This window comes from Mycobacterium sp., assembly GCF_029961025.1.
GTDB lineage: Bacteria > Actinomycetota > Actinomycetes > Mycobacteriales > Mycobacteriaceae > Mycobacterium.
Map to the genome: position 1 here is coordinate 18,439 of NZ_JASBVP010000004.1, position 26,316 is coordinate 44,754.

25 protein-coding genes and 1 tRNA gene are annotated in these 26,316 nt (G+C 67.6%); 16 read left to right on the plus strand and 10 right to left on the minus strand.

Translation table 11 applies throughout. From position 1 onward, the window contains the following. Positions 1-78: 78 nt before the first annotated feature. The 7 genes from QJR12_RS05320 to aceE form a co-directional block, all read right to left on the minus strand. Positions 79-1,497 (minus strand): acyl-CoA carboxylase subunit beta, encoded by a 1,419-nt coding sequence (locus QJR12_RS05320; RefSeq protein WP_300579663.1) that lies wholly within the window; start codon positions 1,495-1,497, stop codon positions 79-81. Between the two features lie 33 nt (positions 1,498-1,530). Then, the gene (gene kasB / locus QJR12_RS05325) at positions 1,531-2,790 is read right to left on the minus strand and encodes a 3-oxoacyl-ACP synthase KasB (RefSeq protein WP_300579664.1); all 1,260 of its coding nucleotides are present in this window, start codon (positions 2,788-2,790) and stop codon (positions 1,531-1,533) included. A gap of 29 nt (positions 2,791-2,819) precedes the next feature. After that, positions 2,820-4,070, minus strand: a complete 1,251-nt coding sequence (gene kasA, locus QJR12_RS05330) for a 3-oxoacyl-ACP synthase KasA (protein WP_300579665.1) — start codon at positions 4,068-4,070, stop codon at positions 2,820-2,822. Beyond that, on the minus strand, positions 4,067-4,414 hold the full coding sequence (acpM, locus tag QJR12_RS05335) for a meromycolate extension acyl carrier protein AcpM (RefSeq protein ID WP_300579666.1): 348 nt from the start codon (positions 4,412-4,414) through the stop codon (positions 4,067-4,069). The genes kasA and acpM overlap by 4 nt, the downstream gene beginning before the upstream one ends. Positions 4,415-4,537: 123 nt before the next feature. Next, on the minus strand, positions 4,538-5,446 hold the full coding sequence (locus tag QJR12_RS05340) for an ACP S-malonyltransferase (protein ID WP_300579667.1): 909 nt from the start codon (positions 5,444-5,446) through the stop codon (positions 4,538-4,540). Between the two features lie 138 nt (positions 5,447-5,584). Then, positions 5,585-6,865 (minus strand): PucR family transcriptional regulator, encoded by a 1,281-nt coding sequence (locus tag QJR12_RS05345; protein ID WP_300579668.1) that lies wholly within the window; start codon positions 6,863-6,865, stop codon positions 5,585-5,587. Positions 6,866-7,002: 137 nt separating this feature from the next. Then, the gene (gene aceE, locus QJR12_RS05350) at positions 7,003-9,810 is read right to left on the minus strand and encodes a pyruvate dehydrogenase (acetyl-transferring), homodimeric type (RefSeq protein WP_300579669.1); all 2,808 of its coding nucleotides are present in this window, start codon (positions 9,808-9,810) and stop codon (positions 7,003-7,005) included. Between the two features lie 351 nt (positions 9,811-10,161). Here aceE and QJR12_RS05355 point away from each other — a divergent pair, with 351 nt between their 5' ends. The 12 genes from QJR12_RS05355 (at position 10,162) to QJR12_RS05410 (ending at position 20,107) form a co-directional block, all read left to right on the plus strand. Further along, entirely contained in the window at positions 10,162-10,671 is a 510-nt protein-coding gene (locus QJR12_RS05355) for a hypothetical protein (RefSeq protein WP_300579958.1), read from the plus strand. An 81-nt stretch (positions 10,672-10,752) separates the two neighbouring features. After that, entirely contained in the window at positions 10,753-11,178 is a 426-nt protein-coding gene (locus QJR12_RS05360; protein WP_300579670.1) for a DUF3052 domain-containing protein, read from the plus strand. Beyond that, positions 11,178-11,639 carry a peroxiredoxin gene (locus tag QJR12_RS05365; RefSeq protein ID WP_300579671.1) on the plus strand — a complete coding sequence of 154 codons (462 nt, stop codon included), beginning with the start codon at positions 11,178-11,180 and terminating at the stop codon, positions 11,637-11,639. The genes QJR12_RS05360 and QJR12_RS05365 overlap by 1 nt, the downstream gene beginning before the upstream one ends. A 67-nt stretch (positions 11,640-11,706) precedes the next feature. Continuing rightward, a tRNA-Val gene (locus QJR12_RS05370) sits at positions 11,707-11,778 on the plus strand. A 962-nt stretch (positions 11,779-12,740) separates the two neighbouring features. Then, on the plus strand, positions 12,741-13,061 hold the full coding sequence (locus QJR12_RS05375; RefSeq protein WP_300579672.1) for a hypothetical protein: 321 nt from the start codon (positions 12,741-12,743) through the stop codon (positions 13,059-13,061). A 316-nt stretch (positions 13,062-13,377) separates the two neighbouring features. Further along, positions 13,378-14,304, plus strand: a complete 927-nt coding sequence (locus tag QJR12_RS05380; RefSeq protein WP_300579673.1) for a DUF6602 domain-containing protein — start codon at positions 13,378-13,380, stop codon at positions 14,302-14,304. 11 nt (positions 14,305-14,315) lie between these two features. Beyond that, complete coding sequence (locus QJR12_RS05385; RefSeq protein ID WP_300579675.1) at positions 14,316-14,861, plus strand: hypothetical protein; 546 nt, start codon at positions 14,316-14,318, stop codon at positions 14,859-14,861. 483 nt (positions 14,862-15,344) lie between these two features. Then, complete coding sequence (locus tag QJR12_RS05390) at positions 15,345-15,647, plus strand: hypothetical protein (protein ID WP_300579676.1); 303 nt, start codon at positions 15,345-15,347, stop codon at positions 15,645-15,647. Beyond that, complete coding sequence (locus QJR12_RS05395) at positions 15,647-17,131, plus strand: hypothetical protein (RefSeq protein ID WP_300579678.1); 1,485 nt, start codon at positions 15,647-15,649, stop codon at positions 17,129-17,131. Before QJR12_RS05390 ends, QJR12_RS05395 begins: the two co-directional genes overlap by 1 nt. A 370-nt stretch (positions 17,132-17,501) precedes the next feature. Further along, the gene (locus QJR12_RS05400; RefSeq protein ID WP_300579680.1) at positions 17,502-17,816 is read left to right on the plus strand and encodes a hypothetical protein; all 315 of its coding nucleotides are present in this window, start codon (positions 17,502-17,504) and stop codon (positions 17,814-17,816) included. A 95-nt stretch (positions 17,817-17,911) separates the two neighbouring features. Next, positions 17,912-19,045: an epoxide hydrolase gene (locus tag QJR12_RS05405; RefSeq protein ID WP_300579681.1), complete on the plus strand. Its 1,134-nt coding sequence runs from the start codon at positions 17,912-17,914 to the stop codon at positions 19,043-19,045. A gap of 78 nt (positions 19,046-19,123) precedes the next feature. Then, on the plus strand, positions 19,124-20,107 hold the full coding sequence (locus tag QJR12_RS05410; RefSeq protein WP_300579959.1) for a cobalamin biosynthesis protein: 984 nt from the start codon (positions 19,124-19,126) through the stop codon (positions 20,105-20,107). Here QJR12_RS05410 and QJR12_RS05415 read toward each other — a convergent pair. Next, a complete protein-coding gene (locus QJR12_RS05415) occupies positions 20,089-20,913 on the minus strand; it encodes an SURF1 family protein (RefSeq protein ID WP_300579683.1) in 825 nt (274 codons plus the stop codon). The two genes, QJR12_RS05410 and QJR12_RS05415, sit on opposite strands and share 19 nt — an antisense overlap. Before the next feature lie 160 nt (positions 20,914-21,073). Between QJR12_RS05415 and cobC the strand changes: the two genes are divergently transcribed. From cobC to QJR12_RS05435, 4 genes are read left to right on the plus strand one after another with little or no spacing between them, the layout of a single operon-like run. Next, the gene (gene cobC, locus QJR12_RS05420; protein ID WP_300579684.1) at positions 21,074-22,105 is read left to right on the plus strand and encodes an Rv2231c family pyridoxal phosphate-dependent protein CobC; all 1,032 of its coding nucleotides are present in this window, start codon (positions 21,074-21,076) and stop codon (positions 22,103-22,105) included. Beyond that, positions 22,102-23,241 carry a Nif3-like dinuclear metal center hexameric protein gene (locus tag QJR12_RS05425; protein WP_300579686.1) on the plus strand — a complete coding sequence of 380 codons (1,140 nt, stop codon included), beginning with the start codon at positions 22,102-22,104 and terminating at the stop codon, positions 23,239-23,241. The genes cobC and QJR12_RS05425 overlap by 4 nt, the downstream gene beginning before the upstream one ends. Then, positions 23,238-23,969 carry a zinc ribbon domain-containing protein gene (locus QJR12_RS05430; protein ID WP_300579687.1) on the plus strand — a complete coding sequence of 244 codons (732 nt, stop codon included), beginning with the start codon at positions 23,238-23,240 and terminating at the stop codon, positions 23,967-23,969. The genes QJR12_RS05425 and QJR12_RS05430 overlap by 4 nt, the downstream gene beginning before the upstream one ends. A gap of 3 nt (positions 23,970-23,972) precedes the next feature. Then, on the plus strand, positions 23,973-25,088 hold the full coding sequence (locus QJR12_RS05435) for a bifunctional RNase H/acid phosphatase (protein ID WP_300579689.1): 1,116 nt from the start codon (positions 23,973-23,975) through the stop codon (positions 25,086-25,088). Between the two features lie 24 nt (positions 25,089-25,112). On the opposite strand, the gene QJR12_RS05440 is transcribed toward QJR12_RS05435, so the two are convergent. Together QJR12_RS05440 and QJR12_RS05445 are read right to left on the minus strand one after the other, a co-directional pair. Continuing rightward, positions 25,113-25,970 (minus strand): MOSC N-terminal beta barrel domain-containing protein, encoded by an 858-nt coding sequence (locus QJR12_RS05440; protein ID WP_300579961.1) that lies wholly within the window; start codon positions 25,968-25,970, stop codon positions 25,113-25,115. A 94-nt stretch (positions 25,971-26,064) separates the two neighbouring features. Then, the gene (locus tag QJR12_RS05445) at positions 26,065-26,271 is read right to left on the minus strand and encodes a ferredoxin (protein WP_366526294.1); all 207 of its coding nucleotides are present in this window, start codon (positions 26,269-26,271) and stop codon (positions 26,065-26,067) included. Positions 26,272-26,316: the final 45 nt, after the last annotated feature.

Here is a 26,316-nt window from a genome sequence, read left to right on the forward strand (position 1 = left end):
GTGACGCCCCGCTGAGCAGACGCAAAAGCCCCCGAAAACCGTTGGTTCGGGGGCTTTTGCGTCTGCTCGCGCTACAAACTACAGCGGGATGTTCTTGTGGCGGCCGCGGCGCGGCGGAGCCGTGGCCAGTGCCTCGGTGAGCTTGCTGCGGGTGTGCGCGGGGTCGATCTTCTCGTCGACCACACCGATCTCGATGGCGCTGTCCACACCTCCGGCGATGCGCTCGTGCTCGGCGGCCAGCTGCTCGTGCAGCGCCTCCCGCTCATGCTCGGGTGCGGCGGCCAGTTTCTTTTTGTGCAGGATGCCCACCGCCGCCTTGGCACCCATCACCGCCACCTCGGCGTCCGGCCAGGCGAACACCTTGGTGGCGTTCAGTGAGCGGGAGTTCATCGCGATGTAGGCCCCGCCGTAAATCTTTCGGGTGACCAGCGTGACCCGCGGAACGGAGCACTCGCCGAAGGCGTGCAGTAGTTTAGCCCCGCGGCGCACCACACCGCCCCACTCCTGGTCTACCCCGGGCAGATAGCCCGGAACGTCGACCACACAAATCAGCGGGATGCCGAAGGCGTCGCACAACCGGACGAAACGTGCTGCCTTTTCAGCGCTTTCCGAGTTCAGGCAGCCTCCCAGGCGCAGCGGGTTGTTCGCCAGCACACCGACCGTCCGGCCCGACAGCCGCCCGAGTCCGATCACCATCGACGGCGCCCACCTGGCCTGGAACTCCTCGAACGTGCCGTCATCGAGGAGCGCGTGCACGATCGGGTGAACGTCATAGGCCCGCCGCGGGGATTCCGGCAGCAGGGCATGCAGGTCGGTGTCGCCGGCCTCGGCTTTGCTGCGGTCGAAATGCCCTTGCTGGCAAAACAATCCGACCAGTCGGCGGCCCCGCTCGTAGGCGTCGTACTCGTCGTCGGCGACGATGTGGCACACCCCGGACTTTTTGTGGTGGGTCTCCGGTCCACCGAGTTGGGCCATGTCCACGTCCTCGCCGGTGACGCTGCGCACCACATCGGGACCGGTGACGAACACCCGGCTTTCCGGGGCCATGATCACCACGTCGGTCAACGCCGGGCCGTAGGCGGCGCCGCCGGCCGCGAAACCGACCACCATCGAGATCTGCGGGATGTAGCCCGACGCCCGGATCATGGCCTCGAACACCAACCCGACCGCGTGCAGCGCCCGCACCCCTTCGGCCAGCCGGGCACCGCCGGAATGCCAAATACCCACGATCGGGTGCTGCTCGCTGATAGCCAGGTCGTAGGCGTCGACGATGTGCGCACAGCCCTCGACACCCATGGCGCCGCCCATCACGGTGCCGTCGGTGCAGAATCCGATGGTGCGAACACCGTTCACCGTGCCCGCCGCGGCCAGCACCCCGGAGCGGTCACGCTCGTGCAGCAACTCCACGCTGCCGTCGTCGAAGAACGCGGACAGCCGCACCAGCGGATCGCGGGGATCCAGCGACTCACCGACCGCCTCCGGGGCCACGATCGTCATCGCAGGTCTCCTGTCAGTGCACCGGTCAGCAGGTCAGTACCGCCCGAAGGCAATCGCGACGTTGTGCCCACCGAATCCGAATGAGTTGTTGACCGCGTACTTGTAGTTGCCCGGGCGCGGCTTGCCGGCGACCACGTCCAAGTCGATGTCCGGGTCGAGGTTCACCAGGTTCAGTGTGGGCGGGATGATCTGGTCCCGCAGCGCGAGCACCGTGAGGATCGACTCCACCGCGCCGACCGCCCCCACCGAGTGACCGAGCGCGGACTTGGGCGCATACACCGCGGCGTTGCCGCCATGGGGGCCCAGCGCGTTGTTGATGGCCTTGCCCTCGGCGAGGTCACCGACCTGTGTTCCGGTGGCGTGCGCGTTGACGTGGTCGATGTCGGCGGGGGTCAGGCCGGCCAGCTGGATCGCCCGGGTCATGGCGTGCCCGGCGCGTTCGCCGTTGGGATCCGGCGCCACCATGTGGTAGCCGTCGGAGGTGATGGCCGCCCCCATCAGGCGGGCCAGGATGTTGGCGCCGCGGGCTTTTGCGTGCTCCTCGGTCTCGATGACCATCAGCGCCCCGGCTTCGCCGAACACGAACCCGTCGCGGTCCCTGTCGAAGGGCCGGCAGGCGCCCGGCGGATCGTCGTTGTTCGTCGACATCACGATGCGCATCTGGGCAAACCCCGCGATCGGCACCGCCTCGATCTTGGTTTCCACACCGCCGCAGATCGCGATGTCAGCCTCACCGAGCACGATCTGGTGCCAGGCGCGGGCGATGCCCTCCGAGCCCGAGGCGCATGCCGAGACCGGTGTCATCACACCGGCTTTGGCATGCCGTTCCAGCCCGACCGCCGCGGCGGCGCCGTTGGGCATGTACATCTGCACGGCCAGCGGTGAGACCGCCTTCATGCCCCGAACGCGCATGTCGTCGTAGCCGAAGACCAGTTCCTCGGTGGATCCCATGCCGGTGCCGATGGACACCGTCAGCCGGTTGGTGTCGACCTCGGGCGAGCCCGCGTTGTCCCACACCCGTCGGCCCAGCACGGTGGCCATTTTCTGCAGGTAGCCCATCCGACGGTTTTCGACGCGCGTTAGCTGACTATCGAATTCCTCAACGAGATGTCCACCGATGCGAACCGGCAGGTCGAACTCCTCGACAAACGGATCTTCGAGTTTGCGAATCCCGCTCTGCCCATCCAGCAGCATCTTCCACGTCGTTTCGGCGTCGGATGCCAGGGCGGTCGTCATGGCGATGCCGGTGACAACCACGTGGGGAAACGCTTTTCCCGTAACGAGCTCTGTCATGGGTGTCGGATGCGTTCCTTTCGTGACTTTCAGTAACGCCCAAAGGCGAGCGCGACGTTGTGCCCGCCAAACCCAAACGAGTTGTTGATGGCGTACCGGTAATCGCCGTAGCGGGGTTCACCCGCGACGACGTCCAGGTCGATCTCGGGATCCGGGGTTTCGTAGTTCAGTGTCGGCGGGATGACGCCGTCGCGCAGGGTCAGCACGGTGAGCACCGACTCGAGGGCGCCGACCGCGCCGATCGAGTGGCCCAGCGCGCCCTTGGGGGCATACACCGCGGCATGCTCACACCCGGCCACCCGAATGGCGTTAGCCTCCGCCACATCGCCGATCGGCGTGGCGGTGGCGTGCGCGTTGATGTGGTCGATGTCCTTGGGCGACAAGCCCGCCAGCTGCAGCGAGCGGATCATTGCGTGGCCGGCGCGCACCCCGTCGGGCGCGGGCGCCACCATGTGGAAAGCGTCCGAGGTGATGCCGGCACCGAGCAGCCGCGCCAGCGGCTTGGCGCCGCGAGCCCTGGCGTGTTCCTCGGTTTCGATCAGCATGAGCGCCCCGGCTTCGCCGAACACGAAGCCGTCGCGATTCTTGTCGAACGGGCGGGAGGCCCCTTCCGGGTCGTCGTTGCGGGTCGACATCGCCCGCATCATGGAAAACGCCGCAATGGGCAGCGCTTCGATCACGCCCTCGACACCGCCGCACACGGCGACGTCGGCGTCACCCATGACGATCTGACGCCAGGCGTGAGCGATCGCCTCCGAGCCCGAGGAACAGGCCGACACCGGGGTCATCACCCCGGCCCGGGCCCCCAGCAACAGACCGACGACCGCGGCGGCGCCGTTGGGCATGATCATCTGAACGGCGAGCGGCGACACCTTGCGGGGTCCGCCCTGGTTCATCAGGTCATAGCTCTCGACGATCCGCTCGGCGCCGCCCAGACCGGTGCCGATGACCACGCTGAACCGGTCCGGATCAACCTCGGGGCTGCCGGCGGCCTCCCACAGCTGACTACCCAGCAGCTTGGCCATCCGCTGGACATACGACATGCGCCGCAAATCCAGCCGCCCCATGTGATTGTCGATCGGCTCCTTGAGGTGGCCGCCGATTTTCACCGGCAGATCCCATTTGGTGACGAAGTCATCCTCAAGGAGGCGGATGCCGCTCTCCCCGGCTAGCAGGCCCTTCCACGTGCTCTCGATGTCCGGCGCGATCGATGTCGTCGCCGTGACGGCGGTGACCACGACGCTGGGGAAACCGCCATTAGCAGTGGAAGGCCTGGTCACTTGGTCTCCGCTTCGATCCTCGCGCGGACCTTCTCGACCTGCTCGGGGTTCTCGGCCTCGATCTTGGCGCGGATCGCCTCGGCGGCCTCGGGATTTTCTTCCTCAAGCTTCTGGATGTAGGTGACGACGTCGCCCACGGTGCGTAAGCCCGCAAGGTCCTCGTCGGGGATCTTCACCCCGTACTTGTCCTCGGTTTGCACCGCGATCTCCACCATCGACAACGAGTCGATGTCCAGATCGTCGACGAACGACTTCTCCGGGGTGATCTCGGATGGCTCGATGCCGGTCACCTCTTCGATGATTTCGGCGAGGCCGGCGATGATTTCTTCTTGAGTGACAGGCACAGTGGGCTTCCCTTCCGTGATGTGTTGTGTTTGGTGACGTGCTGTGTGGATCGAGACTCTCTGCGATATGTGCTGTGCTGCGATATGCGGTTGTTCCGGCGGACGCCGGGGGCTTCTGCCCGATCAACCCGTCTCGGGTAACCCGTCCAGGTCTGCGGGCGACTTGAGGGCGCGTATCTCCACGCCTCGAAGTTCGCGTTTGGCAATGCCGGCCAGGGCACCCGCGGGCGGGAACTCCACGATCGCTGTCACGTTGTGCTCGCGCAGCGTGCGGGTGCACAAATCCCAGCGCACCGGCCGGGTGAGCTGAGCGACCAGTTTTTCCATTGCCTCCGCCGCTGAAGATACCGGTTTTCCGTCGCGGTTGGACAACAGGGTGGCGGTGGGCTCGGCGGTCACGACCTTCGCCGCCGCGGCGGCGAAGCCGTCGAGGGCACCCGCCATGTATGCGGTGTGGAACGCTCCGGCCACACCCAGCGGGCGCACCCGGGATTTAGCCGGGGCATCTTCAGCGAGCTTGTCCAGTGCGGTCAGTCGGCCGGCGGCGACGATCTGGCCGGCGCCGTTGCGGTTGGCGGCGACCAAGTCGAGTTCCTCGAGGCGGGCCAGCACCTCGGCTTCGTCCCCGCCGAGCACCGCGGACATCCCCGTCGGCTCGTTGGCACACGCCTTGGCCATTTCGGCGCCGCGGGTGGCGGCCAGCGCAACGGCGTCGTCGGCGGAGAGCACGCCGGCGATCGCATAGGCCGCAATCTCACCGACGGAGTGGCCGGCCACGATGGGCCGCGTGGGCAGTGCGCCACGCCTGGCCAGCTCCCGGTACGCCAGCAGCGTAGCCGCCACGACCAGCGGCTGGGTGACGGCGGTGTCGGTGATCTCCTCGGCCGACGCGGTGGTGCCCAGCCGCTCGAGATCCAGGCCGCTTGCCTTCGACCAGGTCGCGATCCGGTCGGCGGCTCCCGGCAGTTCCAGCCAGGGTGCCAGCATCCCGGGGGTTTGCGATCCTTGTCCTGGCGCCAGCAACGCAATCACGTGTTTAAGAGAACACTGTGAAGACGGTTTTGCGGGGTGTAACAGATTATGAACCTCATCTTATGTTTTTGTAGACACCCTCCAAAAGCAGACCGGATGGAACACGTTTGATATCCCGCTGCAACCTGTATCGTGCGGTCAACGGGAGGGTGGCACGCGCGACGGCCCGGGCGCACCCGTGCCGGGCCGAGGGCGGCCACCCGTGCCGGAATGATGCGTCTGGGCGCTCAGGTGACCCACCGTGGTGGCCACCCGCAGGATGTAGGCATCGCGGGGCTGGGTGGGATCGCGGCCGGTGAAGTCGGTGATGCGCTTGAGGCGGTAGCGAACGGTGTTTGGATGAACGAACAACTTGCGGGCGCAGGCTTCAATCGCGCCACCGCAGTCGAGGTAGGCGTCCAGCGTCTCGATGAGCGTCGGCCCGGCGTCGGCAAGGGGGCGCACCACATCGGTCTGCAGCGCCGCGATCGCCGACGCATCCCCCATCAGGGCCCGTTCGGGCAGCAGTTCGCGCGCGAGCACCGGCCGCGGCGCACCACGCCAGCCGGCGACGGCGTTCATTCCCGAGATGGCCTCGCTGGCACTGTGGTAGGCCGCGCTCAGCATGGGCGCCGTCGGCCCGATCACCACCGGTCCGTCGGAGAAGGCATCCAGCAGGTCCCCCAGGAACTTTTCGGTCGGGGACAGCTTCCCGGACACGATCGCCACCAACCAGGTGCCGTGCACGTCGGTGAGCGCCGCGCGCCCGTGGCGGGCGGCGATATCTCGGACATCTTGGCTGGCGTACAGCTCGCGCCCGGGCGCGGGGGTCCCCACCACCACCGTCGCCGGTTCGGTGGTGTCCCAGCTCAGCGCCGCCGCCCGGGAGAGCAGCTCGGGCCCGGTGTCGCCGCGCACCACCGCGTCCACGACGCTGGCCTCCATCCGGCTGTCCCACGCACCCCGTGCCTCGGCCGCGTCGGCGTAGGCGGAAGCCGCGGTAAAGGCCAGGTCACGACTGTACTTCAGGATGCCCACCGTGAGCGCGGTCAGTTGCTCTTCGGAGCGGGCCAGCATCGGGACGACTTCTTCGAAGTACTCCATGGTGACCCGCACCATGTCGACGGTGTGACGCAGGGCGATCCTCCGGGTCAGCTCCTGAGGCACCAGCTCGAACGCCTTCGCGGTGTAGCTGACGTTGCTGTGCGGGTTTTTTATCCACTCGACAAAGTTCACCACCGCGGTCTGCACCACCAGCGCCACGCTGGCACGTTGCGAGGCCTCCAAATCGGCGAAGAACGGCAACCGCTCCTGCATAGCGGACACGGCCTCGGTGGCCAGCCGGCCCGAGTACTGCTTCAACCGCCGCAACAGGGAGTCCGGTATGGCGTCCAACAGCTCCAGCGGGGAGCGAGGCAGGGCGAACTGGTTGTCGGTCATCCCTGAAAACTACGTGAAATTTCTGGAAGACTCCGCTAAAAGCGGCCCGTGACGGTCCGCCCGGATCGCGGCACCACCCGGCTGGCCCCGCGCTCCTGGCCCACCGGATCGGGCACCCCGGATACCACGCCGGATACCTATGTCTGCCCCGGTTTCGGCTCGGGTGTCTGCTTCGGCGCGGTCGGCACCCGGTCGATCCGGTATTGCCGCGCCGCCGCGACCGGCACCGACGGGTCGATCACGCCGTCGTGGGCCAGCGCCTCCAGCACCGCGACCACTTGGGATTCGGCGTCGGTGTTGAAGTAGCGGCGCGCGGCGGCGCGGGTGTCGGAAAACCCGAACCCATCGGCACCCAGCGTGACGTAGGTGCCCGGCACCCAGGGCCGGATCTGCTCGGGCACGGCGCGCATCCAGTCCGACACCGCGACCACCGGGCCGGGGTGATCCGAGCGGGCCTCGGATAACACCCGGGTCACGTAGGGCACCCGGGCGGGGCGATCCGGGTGGCGCAGCTTGTCGATCTCCACGGCCACGCCGTCGCGGTTCAGCTCGCTCCAGCTGGTCACCGACCACACGTCGGCGGCCACATCCCATTCGGAGGACAGCATTCCCGCCGCTCGCAGCGCCTCGGGCAGGGCCACCCCGCTCGCCAGGAGGTGCGCGCTGCGGCTGCCGCGCCCCGCGGCCTGCTGGTAGCGATAGATGCCGCGCAGCAGTCCTTCGGGGTCGAAGTTTTCCGGTTCGGGAGGCTGCACGTAGGGCTCGTTGTAGATCGTGATGTAAAAGAACACGTTCTCCGGGTTTTCCCCGTACATGCGGGCCAGTCCGCTTTCGATGATATGGGCGATTTCGTAGGCGAACGCCGGATCATAGGCCACCACCGCCGGATTGGTGCTGGCCAACAGCAGCGAATGCCCGTCGGCGTGCTGCAAGCCTTCGCCGGTCAGCGTGGTGCGGCCCGCGGTGGCGCCGAGCAGGAACCCGCGTGCCATCTGATCGCCGGCCGCCCACAATCCGTCGCCGGTGCGCTGGAACCCGAACATCGAGTAGAAGATGTAAACCGGGATCAACGGCTCGTTGTGCGTCGAATACGAGGTGCCGGCGGCGGTGAAGCTAGCCACCGCCCCGGCTTCGTTGATGCCCTCGTGCAGGATCTGCCCGTCGGCACTTTCCTTGTAGGCCAGCATCATGTCGGCGTCGACCGAGGTGTACAACTGGCCGTTGCGGTTATAGATCTTGAGGCTCGGGAACCAGGAGTCCATCCCGAACGTGCGCGCCTCATCGGGAATAATCGGCACGATACGAGGACCGATTTCCTTGTCCCGCAATACTTCCCGAAATACACGTACGGTGGCCATGGTGGTGGCGACCTGCTGGTTCCCGGAGCCCTTCTTCAGCGGTTTATAGATGTCACGGCCGGGCAGCCGCAGCGCTTTGGACTTCGTGCGCCGCTCCGGCAAGAAGCCGCCAAGCGCGCGGCGGCGATCGAGCATATAGCGGATTTCCGGGGCATCGGGCCCCGGATGGTAATACGGCGGCAGGTAGGGGTTCTCCTCGAGCTGGGCGTCCGTGATCGGAATCCGCTGAGTATCGCGGAACTCCTTCAGGTTCTCCAGCGTCAGCTTTTTCATCTGGTGGGTGGCCATCCGGCCCTCGAAGTGCTTACCCAGCGCATAGCCCTTGATGGTCTTGGCCAAAATGACGGTCGGCTGGCCTTTGTGCTCCACCGCGGCCCGGTAGGCCGCATACACCTTGCGGTAGTCGTGGCCGCCGCGCTTGAGGTTCCAGATCTCGTCGTCGGAAAGGTTTTTCACCAATTCTTTAGTGCGCGGATCGCGGCCGAAGAAGTGCTCACGCACGTAGCGGCCGTCGTTGGCTTTGTAGGTCTGGTAGTCGCCGTCGGGGGTGACGTTCATCAGGTTGACCAGCGCGCCGTCCCGGTCGGCGTGCAGCAGCGCATCCCACTCGCGTCCCCAGATCACCTTGATGACGTTCCACCCGGCGCCCCGGAAGAACGATTCCAGCTCCTGGATGATCTTGCCGTTTCCGCGTACCGGGCCGTCGAGGCGCTGCAGGTTGCAGTTGATCACGAACGTGAGGTTGTCCAGGCCTTCGATGGCCGCCACGTGCAGCAAGCCCCGACTTTCGGGTTCATCCATTTCGCCGTCACCCAAAAAGCACCACACGTGCTGGTCGGAGGTGTCCTTGATGCCGCGGTCATGCAGATAGTGGTTAAGGCGGGCCTGATAGATGGCGTTCATCGGGCCCAGGCCCATGGACACGGTGGGGAATTCCCAGAAGTCGGGCATCAGCCGCGGGTGCGGATAAGACGGCAGCCCGCCCCCGGGATGGCTGTGCTCCTGGCGGAACCCGTCGAGCTGCTCTGCGGAGAGCCGACCTTCCAGGAAGGCCCGGGCGTAGATCCCCGGGGATGCGTGGCCCTGGATGAACACCTGATCCCCGCCTCCGGGATGCGATTTACCGCGGAAGAAGTGATTGAACCCGACTTCGTAGAGCGTTGCCGACGACGCGTAGGTCGAGATGTGCCCGCCCACCGAGATGCCCGGCCGTTGCGCACGGTGCACCATGATGGCGGCGTTCCACCGGATCCACCTGCGGTAGCGGCGCTCCACGTCCTCATCGCCGGGAAACCACGGCTCCAGCTCGGTGGGGATGGTGTTGACGTAGTCGGTGGACGTCAGGGCCGGGATGGCCACCCGCTGTTCGCCGGCGCGCTCCAGCAACCGCAATATCAGGTAGCGTGCTCGCGCCGGCCCGGAACGTGCCAATAGCTCGTCGAAGGACTCCAGCCACTCGGAGGTTTCCTCGGGGTCGATGTCGGGCAGGTAGGACGCGACGCCTTCGCGGATCACCCGAACGCGGTCGGGTTCGCTTGCGCTGCCCGAGCGTTGAGGCACATTGTGGCGCACGAACTCGGTGGTCAACTTTCCGCTCCTTGGTTGGCGGCTCAGCTTTCTCCAACTTTTCTTCGGCTGCGGCCGCGGAATCTGGGTTTGCCCTCCATCGTGCCGCACCGGGGTACCGGGCGCGCAACGGCGAGCTGACGTCGTCGGTGGCGACGCGGCCCACCGTACCGCTGCGGCGAGGCCGGGGAACCGGGCTCGCCGCGGCGACGGCGTGCCGGGCAATCGGATCGGGCCCCCGCCGGGGAGACCGCCGGGTCGGGGCGGCGGCAAGTCCGAACCGGTAACGTCACGGCTGTGCTGATCAGGTGGTGCGCCCGGCCCCCGCTGCGGAGGGGGGCGCTGGTGCTGGGCTGCGTTGCGGTGCTTCTGATGGGCGTGCTCAACGCGGTGGCCGGGTGCACCAGCATCACCGCCGGCACCGCGACGGTCGACACCGCGGTGGCTCCGGCGTACCGGTCGTCGGTGTCCGCGTCGGTGTCGGCGTCGTCGGCGACGTCGCGAATCCGGGAATCGCAGCGCCAGCAGTCGCTGACGACCCGGGCCGTGCGCGCCGCATGCGAATCGCTTGCCACGACCGGCAAAGCCGCCACCGACAAGGTGAACGAGTTCGTCGGAGCGTTCAACGAGGGCCGTGACACCGCCCCGACCGAAGGCCCGGCCATAGACGCGCTCAACAACAGTGCCGACGCGGTGGCCGGGAGCCTGGGCAGCGCGTTGTCACCGGAGCTGCGCGCAGCGCTTGAAGCCTATGCCCAGGCGGCCCGCGCAGTGGCGGATGCCATCGCCGCGCACGCGTCGACGTCGGAGTTCAATCGCCGCGTCGATCGGTTCAACGAGGCCAAGGCGAAAGCGGTGCGGCTGTGCCTCGCCGCATCCTGAGTCGCCCGTGTGGGCAGCGTCGCGCTGTGCGACGATAATGCCCATCGCACGGCGCACTGGACGGTTAAAGGAGGTCCCACGGTGGTCGCGGCGGATGACGCCCCGAACTACGCCCGCAAACTTGGCATCCGAAAAGGCCAAGTTGTCCAGGAGTGGGGTTGGGACGAGGACACCGACGACAACATCCGGGCCGCGGTCGAGGAGGCATGCGGTGCCGAGTTACTCGACGAGGGCAGCACCAACGAAGTGGTTGACGTGGTTTTGCTGTGGTGGCGTGACGGCGATGGGGACCTGGTGGACACCCTGATGGACGCCATCACCGCGCTTGCCGAAGACGGCGTGATCTGGGTGCTGACCCCCAAGACCGGAAGGCCAGGTCATGTGCTGCCGGCCGAAATCGCGGAGTCGGCGCCCACCGCGGGTCTGATGCCCACCTCGTCGGTAAATCTCGGGGACTGGAGCGGCAGCCGCTTGGTGCAGCCCAAGTCGCGGGCGGGGAGGCGCTGATGCTGCCTGTGGGAACCCCCGCCCCGGACTTCACCCTGCGCGATCAGAACCAGCAGCCGGTCACCCTGAGCGGCTACCGGGGCGCCAAGAACGTGCTGCTGGTGTTTTTCCCGCTGGCGTTCACCGGCATCTGCCAGGGTGAGCTGGACCAGCTGCGCGATCACCTGCCCGATTTCGAAAACGACGACCGCGCGGTGCTGACCATTTCGGTGGGTCCGCCGCCCACCCACAAGGTGTGGGCAACCGAGAACGGCTTTCTGTTTCCGGTGTTGTCGGACTTTTGGCCGCACGGCGCCGTCAGCCAGGCCTACGGAGTGTTCAACGACGACACCGGCTTTTCCAACCGCGGCACCTTCGTCGTCGATCGGTCGGGGATCATCCGGTTCGCGGAGATGAAACAGCCCGGGGAAGCCCGTGACCAACAGCTGTGGCGCGATGCGCTGGCGGCGCTGAAAGGCTGAGGGCCGCTTGTGGGCGGCTTTTGCTTTTGCGGCGGGTGGACTCTTCGGCGGGTAGCGTGCGCGGCACGGGCGCGTAGCTCAGTGGTAGAGCTCTGGTTTTACACACCAGCGGTCGGCGGTTCGATCCCGTCCGCGCCCACGACGAAATGTTCCAGGTGGACAATGGTTTTGCGGTTCGACTACCAACCTGCGCCGAACCCCTAACGTCGTAGCCGTGACAACGCTGGCCGTGGTGCTTTACGTGACGAGTTCGGTATTGCAGGCCAGCGGTGCGTTCGGCGTGATCCGAGACGCCTGGGCCGGTCGCCGCCAGTTCAAGACGGACTGGGACCAAGCGATGAAGATTGGCTGGCCCGAGCCAGCCCAGCATGCTCTCCACAAGTACGTCACCGCCGAGAACGACATCAGCGGGGCCGCTGGACCGCCGTCGGTCTACTGGTCGGCGGTCTCGCGCTGGGCGCAGTGGCGAGCGTCGTCGCCCACTACGCCTACTAGGACTAGGTCAGCCCGGCCCGTGGCTGGGCCTGGTCCGAAAGTGACTGGCCTACTTGGACGTTGAACGGCCTGGAGCGTGTGAAACGGAGACCGCCGCATGACCTTGACCACCGTGACCGTCGCGCGCGCCAGCCAGGTCGTGCGTGGTCGGCAGCGCTCGGCCTCCCCGGCTGAGCTAGCGCGTCGGCTCGATCCCAAATTCGTTGTCACGCCGACGATCCGGCTCCTATCGGACCTCGCTGGTGACCTAACCCGATCAGCGCGACGTCGTGACCACGCCGCCGCGCACCGGCAAGTCGCGGCCGCTGGCGGTCTGGGAGGTGGTGTGGGCTCCGGGCGGTAACCCCGGCCTTCAGATTGTCCTGGTCAGCGATCCGGACGAGCTGGCCCAGGCTCACTTCAGGGCAGCGCGTCAACTGATCAACGAAACGCCGACTACCTCAGTTTTCGGCTGTCCCAGGATAAGACAGCTGTCTGGCGCAGGCGCGTCGATGGCCACGCGGGCGGGCTGCCCGCTACCGCAATCAACAGCGGCGTGACCGGATTCGGCGCTGACCTGCCCATCGGTATGATTCGGTCAAGGACGCCCCAGAGGCTGACTCCGCTGTGCACCGCAGCCGAATCATCACCGAGTACCGCTCCACCTTGGCGACCCGCCCGCATCCCGGCGGGTCGGTGCTGCTGGTGATGAGCAGGTGGCACCCGAACGACTCGGCGGGCGAGCTGCTCGATAGCGAACCCGACCTGTGGACCCAACCAACATCCCCGCCGTGCCCGAGACCGGGATACCGGACACCCTGGGCGTGTACCGGCGTGGCGATGACATTGGCGCTGGGCTTCAACGCTGAGCACTTCGCCGCCGCTCGGCGCACCTCCGGTGAGCGTGCGTGGTACGCGCTGTACGCGGGAGTGTCCGCCGCGCGGTGACGCCCTGGCCCGATCGGCGGCGCTGCTCCAGGGCCTTGAGACCGGCGCCACCCCCATCGCGGGTTATCTGCCCGGCTTAGCGGGCGCAGCGGTCAGCTGGCAGGCCGGTCAACACCGCCCGACTCCCTGGCGGCGTTGATGGTCGTCCGCGACGTGCTGGTTCACTCGCTCGGGGCTCAGGTCCATGGTCTCGCCGCTCGATGTCGCGCGCCGCGCCCGCAAGGGTCTGATTCCGCCGCCACCGCCGTGGATGACCCGACGAATTGGGGGTAGCAGTGCCGAGGCCATGTCGGTGCGCAGGTGCATACTCGCCCTCATGGCCGATGACCAGACCCGAGAGCACAGCTACAGCATTGATCTCCGGTTCCACAAGATTCTCGCGACCGTCGAGCAGGAGCTTCAGACGGCGTTGGCCAAGGCGCGTCTGGAGTCGGACCACGGCACCACGATCGGGGACGGCGCCGAGGATGCCGTGCGCAACATGCTGCGCAGCTACTTGCCATCGGGATACGGAGTGGGCACGGGCTTCGTGTACGACGCGTTCGGCGACGGCTCACGTCAGTCCGACGTCGTGATCACCAACCCTGATCACCCGCTGTCATTCCCCGAAGGCAAGTCTGGAACCTACCTCGTGGACGGTGTTGCCGCAGCCGGAGAGGTCAAGTCCTGCCTGGACATACCCAAACTTAACGACAGCATCACGAAGGGCGCAGCGTTCAAACAGCTACGGATGACAGTCAACGAGTCCGATCACGTGATGACCGCCAAAGAACAGGCGTACATGAAGCAGATCGGCATGGTGCCGCCGTATTTTGTGGTCGCCTTCGACAACAAGGTCGCGCCCGCCACGATGAGAGAACGGCTCGAAAAGGCTGGGCTGATCGAACCCCCGGCGGGCAAGTCAATGGGCGAGGAGGACTGGGCGAACACCCCTCAACCTCCGCTCGATGTCATCTGCATCCTGGGGAAAGGCGTGTGGCTCTATGTGCGGCCCAATAACCCGCTGGGAATCCGGATCGGCTTTGAAAACCCCGACGGGTCGAAAACCGTCCGAGACGACGTGTCGGGCTGGACGTTTGTCGAAACGCATGCAGCCCTGGTGTTGACGCTGGCCTGGCTGAACGCGGCGATGCCACGGGTGTTCCGCGGACAGTCAGTGTTCTCGCCCTACCTCCTCCCACCGATGAGGCACGTCAAGTACATGAACTCCCGAAACGAAGCGTCTGCAACCGCCGAGAAGTAGGCTCCCAGCCTGTGGCCGCCGGAACGTGGAGCGCGATATTCGCTGGGATCAGCGCAGCCGTGGCCCTGGTGTCGGCCATCCTGTTCGGTGTGTCGGCGTTGCGGTCCCGACAGGCAAAACAGGAGGCCATCGAGGCGGCGCAGCATGTCGCGTCCGGCGTCGCTCGTCTAGCGCAAGTGCAGGGATCCCGCCAGGCCGCCGAGCAGACCGCGCAAGCGTCCAGCGTCACGATCGCGCGCTCACAGGTCCAGCACGGGCGCAGCGGCTGGAGGGTCGACAACGGCAGCGACCAGCCCATCACGGACGTCGAGGTTTCGGGTGTGGGGGGCGAGCAGATTCTCCTCTACCTGGGCTCGGGACCAGAGCAGAGGCCCAAGTATGTCGAACCCACGGTGGGCGCACATCAGCAATCTCAATGGATGTTCCGGCCCACCGGCACCGCTGCCGTCCACGCGGACGATTCTGATCTTGAGCGGATGGCGCTGCGGTTCACCGACGCGCGCAACCAGACGTGGGAGAAGATCGGCACCGCACCCGTCCGGCTGGTAAATCGTTAGTCGGTCATCGCCGCCGGTGTCACCCCCGCTGGAATCCGCGCGGCGTGATGGACAGATACGACCGCTGGCCAGTCCAATAAAGCTGCCGGTCACGTTGACGCGCGGGAAACCCGTCCAGGATTCGCGTCCTTTAGCGTCCAGCGTGAGCCACCAGTGCCCCCTTCGGTCTTGTCGGCCCCGGGGGCTCTTCTTGTGGCGGAAGACGTGGAAAGGCCCTTCGTGCAGGGTGACGCGCGCAGTGGTGACGGCTCTGTCCCTGGCGCTTCCGAGCGCCGCCATGGAGCCCATCCGAGGCGCTGTCCCCCATGAGCAGCCCCACGCCGTCATCCAGCGACGCGTATCAGGGCTGTGGTGTCCGAAGATAACCGGCGGCCGGATACCGAGGGCGTGACGCCGACGACATGGGCAGAAGGCAGCAGACCACCCGCGCAGGGGTGCCGCGAGGGTGACACCGTTTTTCGCACGGGGAGCTACGATTCACCCATGCCCGCCGAAACCCCGGGATGCAACCTGAAAGTATTCGCCGCCGGGCTGCACCAGTTGGGCACCAAATGCGAGAAGCTCGCCGGCGAGTTGACTGCCGGTGCTGCCCCGTCGTTTGTGGCCGGCAGATCGTGGCAGTCGACGGCCGCTACGGCGAACGCTGTCGCGGCCGCCGCCAGCGAAGACTTGATCGCCATCGCGAAACGGATCGGCACACGCGGAACCGACTACGCCATGGCGGGCACGATGTATGAGCGGAACGACGAGTACAGCGCGGCCGCGCTGCGGTCGTTGGTGCGCTGATGCCCGCCGGGGCGGGTGGTTGGCCCACGCTGTCAGAGCTGCGTTCCTCGGAGTTCGGGTATCTGGGGCAGTTGGCCAACTACCTGGAGCGCATTTCGTCGACAGCCGAGACCTCGCTGGAGCAGCTAGCCGAGGACGTTAAGCGTCCCGGCGGCGTGCAGTGGGAGGGCGAAGCCGGGGACCGGGCGATCGCGCAGGCCGGCTTGGACGTGGTGAGGGCGCGCCGGTTTGTGTGGGGCTGGGCCGACGTGGCGGCCGCCGCCCGCCGCGGGCAGGACATGCTGGAGGCCGGCAAGCGCCTGGCACTGGATGCGGTCGACGACGCCGAACGCGACGGGTTTGAGATCGGCGAAGATTACCGGGTCACCGACACCCGCCAGGCCCGCTCACGCGAGCAGCTCGCCGAGCGCCAAGCCGCCGCCGAGGCCCACGCCGAGTTCATCCGCTACCGGGTCGCTCAGCTGGTGGCCAACGAGCAGCACCTCGACGCCCAACTTAAACAGGCCACCGCCGGCTGGGGGAGCCTCACCTTCGAGGAGTCGCAAGCGGGCGCCGAGGGGAAAAAGGGGCGTGTCCAGGCTGTCGACAACAAGACGCTAAAGGACGCGCCCGGGAAAGCCGAGGACGAAGCAAGTCGGCATCAGAATCAGATCGATGCCTTCAAGCAAGCGTTTGGCCGAGAGCCCGTATCGGCGACCGATTGGGAAACCGCTGCTGCGCTCGACCCGCATAGCTATGACCCGAAGTATCAGGGTGTGCCCCCGGAGATCCGCGTGGTGAGGATCCGGCCGGTGCCGGGGCAGGGCGAGGTGCGGGTCTCGCAGTGGATCGAGCAGCGTGATGTATGGAGCGCGCCCGGCACGCGCGACATGGGCGACAACAGAACAGCTAGCCCAAACTTTGATCCCGGGAATGCGCGGGTCACAACCTACATTGACTACGAGAACGGGGTCGTCGTGTTACGCCAGAATCCGTCCGTCCAGCTCGACCACGACGGCGGGCCGGGACCGGTGAAGGTGGGCATCCCGCAGGGCAGTGTGACGCAGCTTCCCGACGGGTCGGTGCGCATCAAATACGACGCGGGCAATCCGTTTGCGCCCTCACCCTCGCGACATCCGCCTGATCCGCTCCATTCGTGGACGGTCAACGGCGACCTGGTGTTCACACCGGGACCGCAGGGCGTGCACGTAGACGGAACGCGCACTAACTATCCATCGATGGAGGTATATCAAGATTTGCCTAGCGGCCCCACGCGCACCGTGCTCATCGACCCGGCACGGGCAGGAAGTTCTGAGGGCCCTGTCATGAATCTTCCGCGACACCACGATGTGGGGATTGGTGGGCGCGCGTTCGAGCCCTTCGACCGAGACGGGTGGAACCCCAAATACGATGCCCGCGTTCCGCTGCCCTCCACCGACTTCGGCCCGGTCTCCAGCCCGCCGTCTGTGCCTGCGCCGCTTTCCGGCCCCGGAGTCCCGGCCTGACCGAGGGTGCTGCAGATGCCGATGCCGCCGATTACCCCGTTACGCGACATGGACTCTCGCGCCTGGTCCACGGCCACCTGGGCGATGCCGTTCATGGTTCAGCTCGTATTGGGGGCGATGTTCCTCGTCTTATGGCTATTCGGTAAAGCACCTCCATTCACGACGCATAGCGCATACGCGGGCGAGCGTGCGTGGTTCCTCTCGGGGGCGGCGGCCACAGCGATAGCATCCGTGTTGATAAGTGGTTTGCTCTTCACGTCGCGATCATCGCGTATTCGCGGCGCGGCCCTAAGCATTGTCGGCGCGGGCACGGTTGTTCTTGTCGGGGCGATTGTCTTCGCCTTTTGCGCACTTCGCTGATCGGTGGTCCATGCAGAATAGTTCGCCGACCAAGACCGCGGAGGACCGCTATGGCGCGGTGAGCTTCCTGGTGGCGCTGGTTACTACTCTGGCGGTGGAATTGGCCGCGTGGATAGCCACCCTCTCCTACGTAATTCCTTTGTTTCTCTACGTCCTTCCGACCTTGGCCGTTGTCGACCTGGTTGTCTACGGCGTGCTCGCGAAGCGGCCTGGCACGGCGGGCCAGGTCGGTCGCGGAATCCTTATCGGCTCGTTGTCGGTCCCGGTGTCGCTGGTTGTGTTCACCGCCGGGTTCGTGATCGCCCAGGCGATAGGCCCGATTTGACGGTCCGCACGCAGGATCGTCCTCGACAGCCTCGCGCCGACCCCGATGGCGCCCGGTGTATCCGCCCCGCACCGCGACCGGCGATGATGAACGGCATGTCCGAGGTCAGGCCGTTTCGCATTGCCGTTCCCGATGAAGTGCTCGATGATTTGCGATCACGTCTGGCGCGCACCCGCTGGCCCGACGCCGAGTGCGTGGATGACTGGAGCCAGGGTATGCCGTTGGACTACACCCGCGAGCTGGCCGCATACTGGGCCGACGGATATGACTGGCGGGCCCGCGAGGCCGCGCTGAACCGATTCGATCAGTTCATCACCGAAATCGACGGGCTGGATATTCATTTCATCCACCAGCGCTCGCCGCATCGGGACGCCTTTCCGCTGTTGATCACCCACGGCTGGCCCGGCTCGATAGTGGAGTTTCACAAAGTGATCGGGCCGCTGACCGATCCGACCGCCTATGGTGGCCGGGCCGAAGACGCCTTCCACGTCGTCTGCCCGTCGCTACCTGGATACGGCTTCTCGGGGAAGCCCACCCGCACCGGGTGGGGCGTCGAAAAGATCGCGCAGGCCTGGGAAACACTCATGGCGCGCCTGGGCTACGAGCGCTACGGCGCCCAGGGCGGCGACTGGGGTGCGGCCGTGACCACCCAGATCGGCCGCAATCGCGGGCGCTGCGTGGCCATCCACCTGAACATGCCGTTGGCCCTGCCGCCCGCCGGGGGTGTCGCCAACCCCACCGAGGAGGAGCGGCAAGCCCTGGCCGCGTGGGCGCACCACCGGCGGTGGGGCACGGGCTATTCCAAGCAGCAATCCACCCGACCGCAGACATTGGGCTACGGCCTGGTCGATTCCCCGGTGGGACAACTGGCATGGATCATCGAGAAATTCTGGGCGTGGACGGACTGCAACGGACACCCCGAGAACGTGCTGCGCCGCGATGAGCTGCTCGACAACGTGATGATGTACTGGGTGACCGGCACCGGCGCGTCGTCGGCTCGGCTGTACTGGGAGAGCATCAGCAGCTTCGCCACGACGGGCCGGGTCGAATTGCCGACCGGTGTGGCGGCGTTTCCCAAGGAGATCCTGCCCGCACCGCGGCGCTGGTGCGAACCGAACTATCACATCACCCGCTGGACGAGCATGCCCCGCGGCGGACACTTCGCCGCGTTCGAACAGCCGGACCTGTTCGTCGAGGACGTCCGGGCCTTTTTCGCGACGCTGCGCTGAGGGGCCGTCCGGCGACAGGCCGGGGATTCGGCGGGGCGCGCCGCAGGACGAACGGGTGAGGTGGGGGACGCTGGCGTGGTGTTTGGGGTTCCACGACGGGAATGGGTCGGCGGCGCGCTGGCGGGCTATCTGGCCGATTTGCTGCTCGGCGACCCGCGGCGAGGTCATCCGGTGGCGGTGTTCGGCCGTGCGGCCGCGACGCTGGAGCGGCTCACCTACCGCGACAGCAGGGTTGCCGGCGCAGCGCACGCGGGGGTGCTGGTGGGCGCGCTGGGGCTGCTGGGCGCGGCGCTGCAGCGGGAATGCGCACGGCGCGGCCGGTGGTGGTCGGTCGCCGCGACGGCCGCGGCCACCTGGACCGCGCTGGGCGGGACGTCCCTGGCGCGCACCGGCCGCCGGATGGCGGAGCTGCTGGACGGCGGCGATGTCGAGGCCGCACGACGGCTGCTGCCGTCGCTATGTGGGCGCGATCCCGCCGTCCTGGACTCCACGGGCCTGACCCGCGCCGCGCTGGAATCGGTCGCGGAGAACACCTCGGACGCGCAGGTGGCGCCGCTGCTGTGGGCGGCGGCGGGCGGCGTTCCCGCGGCGCTGGTCTACCGCGGCATCAACACCCTGGACTCGATGATCGGGCACCGCTCCCTGCGCTACACCCGATTCGGTTGGGCGGCAGCACGATTAGATGATTTAGCCAGTTACGTCCCGGCCCGCGTGGCCGGTGCGCTGGTGGTGATGTGCGCACCCCTCGTCGGCGGATCACCGGCAGGAGCGATGCGGGCCTGGCACCGCGACGCCGCGCGGCATCCCAGCCCCAACGCCGGGATCCTCGAGGCGACGTTCGCCGGGGCGCTGGGCGTGCGGCTGGGCGGGCCCACGCAGTACCACCACCAATTGCAAATCCGGCCCGTGCTGGGCGACGGGCGGCACCCGCGGGTGACCGATCTGCGGCGTGCGGTGCTGCTGTCGCGGGTGGTACAGGCGGCCGCCGCGGCCCTGGCGGCGGGTTGGACACGGCGACGAGGCGCGCCGCGCAGCGGGGTGGTTCAGCGGCGTCGTCCGTAGCGGTCGGCGAGCTTCTCCTCGACGGTGAGCACGGGTGGCGCCGCCTCGGGCGCGGTCACGCCCGCCTGTTCCCTGCGGCGGGCACGGAGTTCGGAGAACACGAAATAGCCCAATCCGATCGGCGCGAGGATGCCGAACGCGATCCACTGGATGCCATAGGAGAGAAACGGTCCGGCGTCCAGGCGCGGTGTGCCGATCACGCCCAGTCCACCGGGTTGGCTGTCGACCAGTTGCAGATAAGACCCCGCGAGCGGCACCTTGGTCAGCGCCGAGATCTGTCCAGCATTAATCGAATACACCTGTTGGACACCGTCTTTGAAGAACGGGTCCTTGCCCTGCACGGCCGGTTCGGAGTCTCGAAGCCGCGCTGTGATGGTGACGGTCTGAGTCGGCGGCGGCGGGATCGGCGGCACCCGTGAGCCGTCCGACGGCCGCAGGTATCCGCGATCGACCAGCACCGTCGGGCCGGCGTCGACGGCAAAGGGGGTGAGCACCTCAAACGCCGGCGCCCCGTCGACCACCCGCAAGCGAGCCACCACCTGAGCCTCGGGCAGATAATGCCCGGTGGCGGTCACCTGGCGCCACTGGGCATCGGGCGCTGACGAATCCTGGTGTGGCAGAAGCGTTGTCACCGGCACCGGTGCGATTTCCAGGGAATGCTCGATTTGGTGGTTCTGCCGTGAGGTCTTGGCGTTTTTTCCCAGCTGCCAGGGCGCCAGCACGGTAAGGCACAGGTAGCTGAACGCGATCACCACCAGGGCCAGCACCAGCCAGCCGGGTCGCAGCAGAAACGCCAGGCGCCGCATCAGCGATGCCCGCCCCGGGTGCGGTGCATAGCCGGGCCGACGGTGCGGGCGGCCATTGGGGTGGTCATGCTCCCATTGTCCGTGATGCCGCGCCGGACGCTCACCCCGCTTGTGACCACGCAGTCCGGCGGCGCAGCGTGGCCGACTACTGTTTGACCCTGTGGCGAGTCTGGACCCCGGCGTGCCCGCGCTGTCGCGCTACCACGGCGATCAGGCCGCAGCGCCGGGAATGCTGGATTTCGCCGTCAACGTCCGTTACCGGCAACCGCCGCCATGGCTGGTGCGCCGGCTCGCCTCGCGGCTGCCGGACCTTGGCCGTTACCCGGGAGCCGGGGACGAGCGAGCCGCGAAGGACGCGGTCGCGGCGCGCCACCGCCGCGCCCCCGAGGAAGTGGCGCTCTTGACCGGTGCTGCCGAAGGGTTCGCACTGCTGCGAAACCTTCGTCCGAGGCGGGCCGCGGTGATCGCGCCGTCGTTTAGCGAGTCCGATGCGGCCCTGACGGCGGCCGGGGTGCCGGTGCACCACGTCGTGCTGGCGCCGCCGTTCGGCCTGGCCGGCGCCCAGGTGCCCGAGAACGCCGACCTGGTTGTCGTGGGCAACCCGACCAACCCGACGGCGGTGCTACACCCCCGCGAGCTGATCCTGGCACTGCGCCGGCCCGGCCGGATCGTTGTTGTCGACGAGGCGTTCGCCGACTCGGTTCCGGGCGAACCCGAGTCGCTGGCCGGTGACTCGCTTCCCGATGTGCTGGTGCTGCGCAGCCTCACCAAGACGTGGGCCCTGGCAGGGCTGCGGGTGGGCTACGCCCTGGGCTCACCGGAGGTGCTGGCGCGATTGACCTCCGGGCGTGCGCATTGGCCGGTGGGCATCCTGCAGCTGACGGCCATTGCGGCCTGTTGCGCCCGCGACGCGGTGGCCCAGGCCGCGGCCGGTGCGGTCAGGCTGGCGCGGTTGCGCGCGCAGATGGTCGCTGGGTTGCAAGCGGTGGGTGTCGACGTGGTGGAGGGGCGCGCGCCGTTCGTGTTGTTTAGCTCGCCGGACGCGGAGCTGGTACGCAAGCACTTACACGGCAGGGGGATCGCGGTGCGCCGATGTGACACGTTCGTCGGCCTGGATGGGCGGTATCTGCGGGCGGCGGTGCGCCCGGAGTGGCCGGTGCTGGTGGAGGCGATCGGCGAGGTGCTGCGATGAGCGCGCGGCTGGCCGAGGTCATCGAGGTGTTGGACGCGGCCTACCCGCCCCAGCTGGCCCAGCCGTGGGATTCGGTCGGCCTGGTGTGCGGCGACCCGGGGGACGTGCTGGAATCGGTGACCATCGCGGTCGACGCGACGGCCGCGGTCATCGACGACGTTCCCGACGGCGGGCTGCTGGTGGCCCATCATCCGCTGCTGCTGCGCGGTGTGGACACCGTGGCCGCCCACACGCCGAAAGGCGCGCTGGTGCACCGGTTGATCCGTTCGGGACGGTCACTATTCACGGCGCACACCAATGCCGATTCGGCATCGCCGGGGGTGTCCGACGCGCTCGCGGCGGCGCTCGGGCTGACCGTCGAGGCGGTGCTCGACCCGCTGCCGGCGAGCGCCGATCACGACAAGTGGGTCATCTACGTGCCACCGGAGAACGCGGAGGCGGTGCGGGCGGCTGTCTTTGCCGCCGGTGCCGGCCATATCGGCGACTACTCCCATTGCAGCTGGAGCGTCACCGGCACCGGACAGTTCCTGCCGCATGATGGGGCGTCGCCGGCCATCGGCAGCGTCGGCGCCCTCGAGCGGGTAACCGAGGACCGCGTCGAGGTTGTCGCACCCGCGCGGCTGCGGGCGCAGGTGCTGGCGGCGCTGCGGGCAGCCCATCCCTACGAGGAGCCCGCATTTGACATCTTCACGCTGGCGCCGCCGCCCCCCGGGGTCGGGCTGGGCCGGATCGGCACGTTGCCGCGGCCCGAGCCGCTGCGCAGCTTCGTCTCCCGGGTGACAGCGGCGTTGCCGCCGACCTCATGGAACCTGCGTGCGTCCGGCAATCCCGAGATGCCGGTGTCGCGGGTCGCGGTCTGCGGCGGCGCCGGCGACTCGTTGCTGGCCACGGTGGCCGCTGCCGGCGTGCAGGCGTATGTCACCGCCGACCTGCGTCACCATCCCGCCGACGAGCATCGCCGGGCCTCGGATGTCGCCCTGATCGACGTCGCGCACTGGGCCAGCGAATACCCGTGGTGCGAGCAGGCCGCCGACGTGTTGCGGGCGGCCTTCGGCGCGGCGCTGCACGTGCGAGTGTCTGCCGTGCGCACCGACCCCTGGAACCTCGAGAGCGACACCTGGAGAAATCATTTATGAAAGCTGCAGTGGCACAGCAACGTTCGCTACTAGAGTTGGCGGAGCTGGACGCCGAGCTGTCCCGGATCGCCTACCGGGCCGCCAACCTTGCCCAACAACGGGACTTCGAGCAAGCGCAGGCGGAGCACACCGCCGCCAACGATCGACTGGCCACCATGCGAATAGCATTGGCGGACTTAGATTCTCAAGTGTCACGTTTGGAGTCGGAGATCGACGCGGTGCGTCGTCGCGAGGATCGCGATCGGTCACTACTGGACTCGGGGGCAACGGACGCCAAGCAGCTCTCGGACCTGCAGCACGAGTTGGACACCCTGCAGCGCCGCCGGACCAGTCTGGAAGATTCGCTCCTGGAGGTGATGGAGCGGCGAGAAGAACTGCAGGAGCAGCAAAACGCCGAATTGGCGGCGGTGGACCGGCTGCAGGCTCGGCTGGCCGATGCTCAGCAGGCGCGTGATCGTGCGCTCGCCGAGATCGACCAGGCCCGCCAACAACTCACGTCGAGGCGTGGCGAGCTGACCGCGGCGCTGGACACCGAGCTGGTCGCCGTCTACGAGCGCCAGCGGGCCGGCGGAGGTCCGGGCGCCGGCCCGCTGCAGGGGCGCCGCTGCGGCGCCTGCCGGATCGAGATCGGCCGCGGCGAGCTGGCCCGGATCGAGGCGGCCGCCGAGGACGAGGTGCTGCGCTGCCCGGAATGCGGAGCGATCCTGTTGCGGGTTAAGGACTGCTAATCGGTGAAAGTGATCGTCGAGGCCGACGGCGGGTCGCGGGGCAATCCAGGCCCCGCCGGTTACGGGTCGGTGGTGTGGACCGCCGATCACACCACCGTGCTCGCCGAGAGCAAGCAGGCGATCGGCCGGGCCACCAACAACGTCGCCGAATACCGCGGACTGATAGCAGGGTTGGAAGAGGCCGCGAAGCTCGGCGCCACCGAGGTCGTGGTGTCGATGGACTCCAAGCTGGTGGTCGAGCAGATGTCGGGTCGCTGGCAGGTCAAGCAGCCGCATCTGGCCGAGCTGCACGCCCAGGCCCGGGCGCTGGCGTCTGGGTTCGACCGGATCAGCTATTCCTGGGTGCCGCGGGAGCGGAATTCGCACGCCGATCGGCTGGCCAATGAGGCGATGGACGCCGCGGCCCGTGTCGTCGGGGGGGCCGAGGAATCCACGCAGCCCGGTATTGGTCCGTCCGAAGCTGTTGTGGCCCAGCCACTGCCACCATCCGGCTGGGCCGGCGCGCGGGGCATGCCGACCCGCCTTCTGCTGTTGCGCCACGGGCAGACCGAGCTGTCGGTGCAGCGTCGCTATTCGGGGCGTGGTAACCCGGCGCTGACCGAATTGGGGCGGCGCCAGGCTGATGCGGCGGCACGGTATCTGGCGCAGCGCGGCGGGATTGCGGCGGTCCGGGCATCCCCGCTGCAGCGGTCTTATGACACCGCAGTAATGGTCGCCAAAGCGCTGGGCCTGGACGTGGTCGTGGACGAGGATCTCATCGAAACCGACTTCGGTGCCTGGGAGGGGCTGACGTTCGCCGAGGCCGCGCAGCGCGACCCCGAGCTGCATCAGCGCTGGCTGCGCGACACCGGCGTCAGGCCGCCGGGAGGGGAGAGCTTCGACGAGGTGCACCGGCGGGTGCGCCGGGCGCGTGACCGGATCATCGCCGAACACGGCGGCACCACCGTGCTCGTGGTGTCGCACGTGACGCCGATCAAGATGCTGCTGCGGCTGGCGCTGGATGCCGGACCGGGAGTCGTGTACCGCTTGCACCTGGATCTGGCTTCATTGAGCATCGCCGAGTTCTATCCCGACGGCGCGTCGTCGGTGCGGCTGGTGAATCAGACCGGTTATCTGTGACTCGTGGCGCCGTGGCCACGCAGTTCAGCCGACCGCCGAGCACTCGCCGTGCAGGGTGACGGGGTCTCCGGTGCGGATCGTGCCTGCCGTGAGCACCTCGAAGTAGGCTCCGGCGCAGGGCAGCGTCGCCGAACCCGACGTCTTCACCCGGTTTTCGGCCATCAGGATGCGCAGCGCATGCGGAGCTGCCGGCAGCGCCCCATGCTCAAGCGTGGGAACAGCACACCGCGAGGTAGGCTTCAGCGCGCGCAGCCGAATCTCGCCGACCGTCAACTCTCTTCCGGCCCAGTCGTTTTCCGCATATGGTGGATATCCGGGCGGGGTCGCGATGACCAGGTTGGGCCGGTAGCGCAACGCTTCCACGCCGGTGCGTTCCAGGGTGGCCGTCGTGATCGCGTGCAGCGGCGCGAGATCGGTGAATGTGTCGCCCCCCGGGGTGGCTTGGGCTATTTCGACGATGCGGCTGTCAATGTCGGCGTCGACGCCGCACTCGAGCACTTTCTCCGGGTCGGGCCGCTCCAAAGTCGCCCCCTGGGGTCGGCGGTTCACCAGCCGGACCGACCGCCCCACTACCCGGGAGAGCAGTTCGTCGATGCCGGGTGAGTCGGCGGTCACCCGGGTGCCGTCGGGCAGCCGGATCACCACCCGACCGGCGTCCCCGCAGGCACTGCACTGCAGCAACGCACGCCACAGCCGGGGCTGTTTAGCGCTGGCCACCCGCCCGGTCATCGCGTCGATGAGCGCCAGCCGGCGATCGCCCGCGGCGCCGCGCTCGTCGACGAACACGGCCCTCACGGTCTCACCGAGCATCGACTTCACCGGATATCGGCGCAAACTTTGCACCCACATCTGTGTCGTGGCCCCGGCTCTCATCGCGACCATCCGTTCCCGGGCATCGTCATCCGCGCCGTCGGCGGACCGCTCACCTAACGTCTTATACCCCACGCGGGTACTGGACCGTGAGACGGGCGCCGGGTCACCCGGGCCTTGGGGATGACAGCGTGATCGCGCCCTCCGGGCAGTTTTGCTCCGCAATGATCGCCTGGCCCTCGAGTTCGCCGGACACGTTGGCCACCCGCACCAGCGCGTGGCCGCACTCGTCCGCGTCGAACACTCCCGGTGCCAGGGTGTAGCAGCGCCCGTGTCCGACACAAAGCTCCGGGTTGACGAAGACTTCGGTCATGATCATCTCGGTCCCCATCATGTCATGCGATTCCGCATCAAGACG

Excerpts from the sequence above, each read along its gene's own strand:
- QJR12_RS05445 (WP_366526294.1), bottom strand. The coding sequence starts at position 26,271 with ATGACCGAAGTCTTCGTCAACCCGGAGCTTTGTGTCGGACACGGGCGC.
- QJR12_RS05440 (WP_300579961.1), bottom strand. The coding sequence starts at position 25,970 with ATGGTCGCGATGAGAGCCGGGGCCACGACACAGATGTGGGTGCAAAGT.
- QJR12_RS05390 (WP_300579676.1), top strand. The coding sequence starts at position 15,345 with ATGCCCGCCGAAACCCCGGGATGCAACCTGAAAGTATTCGCCGCCGGG.
- QJR12_RS05415 (WP_300579683.1), bottom strand. The coding sequence starts at position 20,913 with ATGCGGCGCCTGGCGTTTCTGCTGCGACCCGGCTGGCTGGTGCTGGCC.
- QJR12_RS05395 (WP_300579678.1), top strand. The coding sequence starts at position 15,647 with ATGCCCGCCGGGGCGGGTGGTTGGCCCACGCTGTCAGAGCTGCGTTCC.
- QJR12_RS05405 (WP_300579681.1), top strand. The coding sequence starts at position 17,912 with ATGTCCGAGGTCAGGCCGTTTCGCATTGCCGTTCCCGATGAAGTGCTC.
- QJR12_RS05425 (WP_300579686.1), top strand. The coding sequence starts at position 22,102 with ATGAGCGCGCGGCTGGCCGAGGTCATCGAGGTGTTGGACGCGGCCTAC.
- QJR12_RS05320 (WP_300579663.1), bottom strand. The coding sequence starts at position 1,497 with ATGACGATCGTGGCCCCGGAGGCGGTCGGTGAGTCGCTGGATCCCCGC.
- QJR12_RS05400 (WP_300579680.1), top strand. The coding sequence starts at position 17,502 with ATGCAGAATAGTTCGCCGACCAAGACCGCGGAGGACCGCTATGGCGCG.
- QJR12_RS05355 (WP_300579958.1), top strand. The coding sequence starts at position 10,162 with ATGGGCGTGCTCAACGCGGTGGCCGGGTGCACCAGCATCACCGCCGGC.
- QJR12_RS05430 (WP_300579687.1), top strand. The coding sequence starts at position 23,238 with ATGAAAGCTGCAGTGGCACAGCAACGTTCGCTACTAGAGTTGGCGGAG.
- kasB (WP_300579664.1), bottom strand. The coding sequence starts at position 2,790 with ATGACAGAGCTCGTTACGGGAAAAGCGTTTCCCCACGTGGTTGTCACC.
- QJR12_RS05345 (WP_300579668.1), bottom strand. The coding sequence starts at position 6,865 with ATGACCGACAACCAGTTCGCCCTGCCTCGCTCCCCGCTGGAGCTGTTG.
- QJR12_RS05365 (WP_300579671.1), top strand. The coding sequence starts at position 11,178 with ATGCTGCCTGTGGGAACCCCCGCCCCGGACTTCACCCTGCGCGATCAG.
- QJR12_RS05380 (WP_300579673.1), top strand. The coding sequence starts at position 13,378 with ATGGCCGATGACCAGACCCGAGAGCACAGCTACAGCATTGATCTCCGG.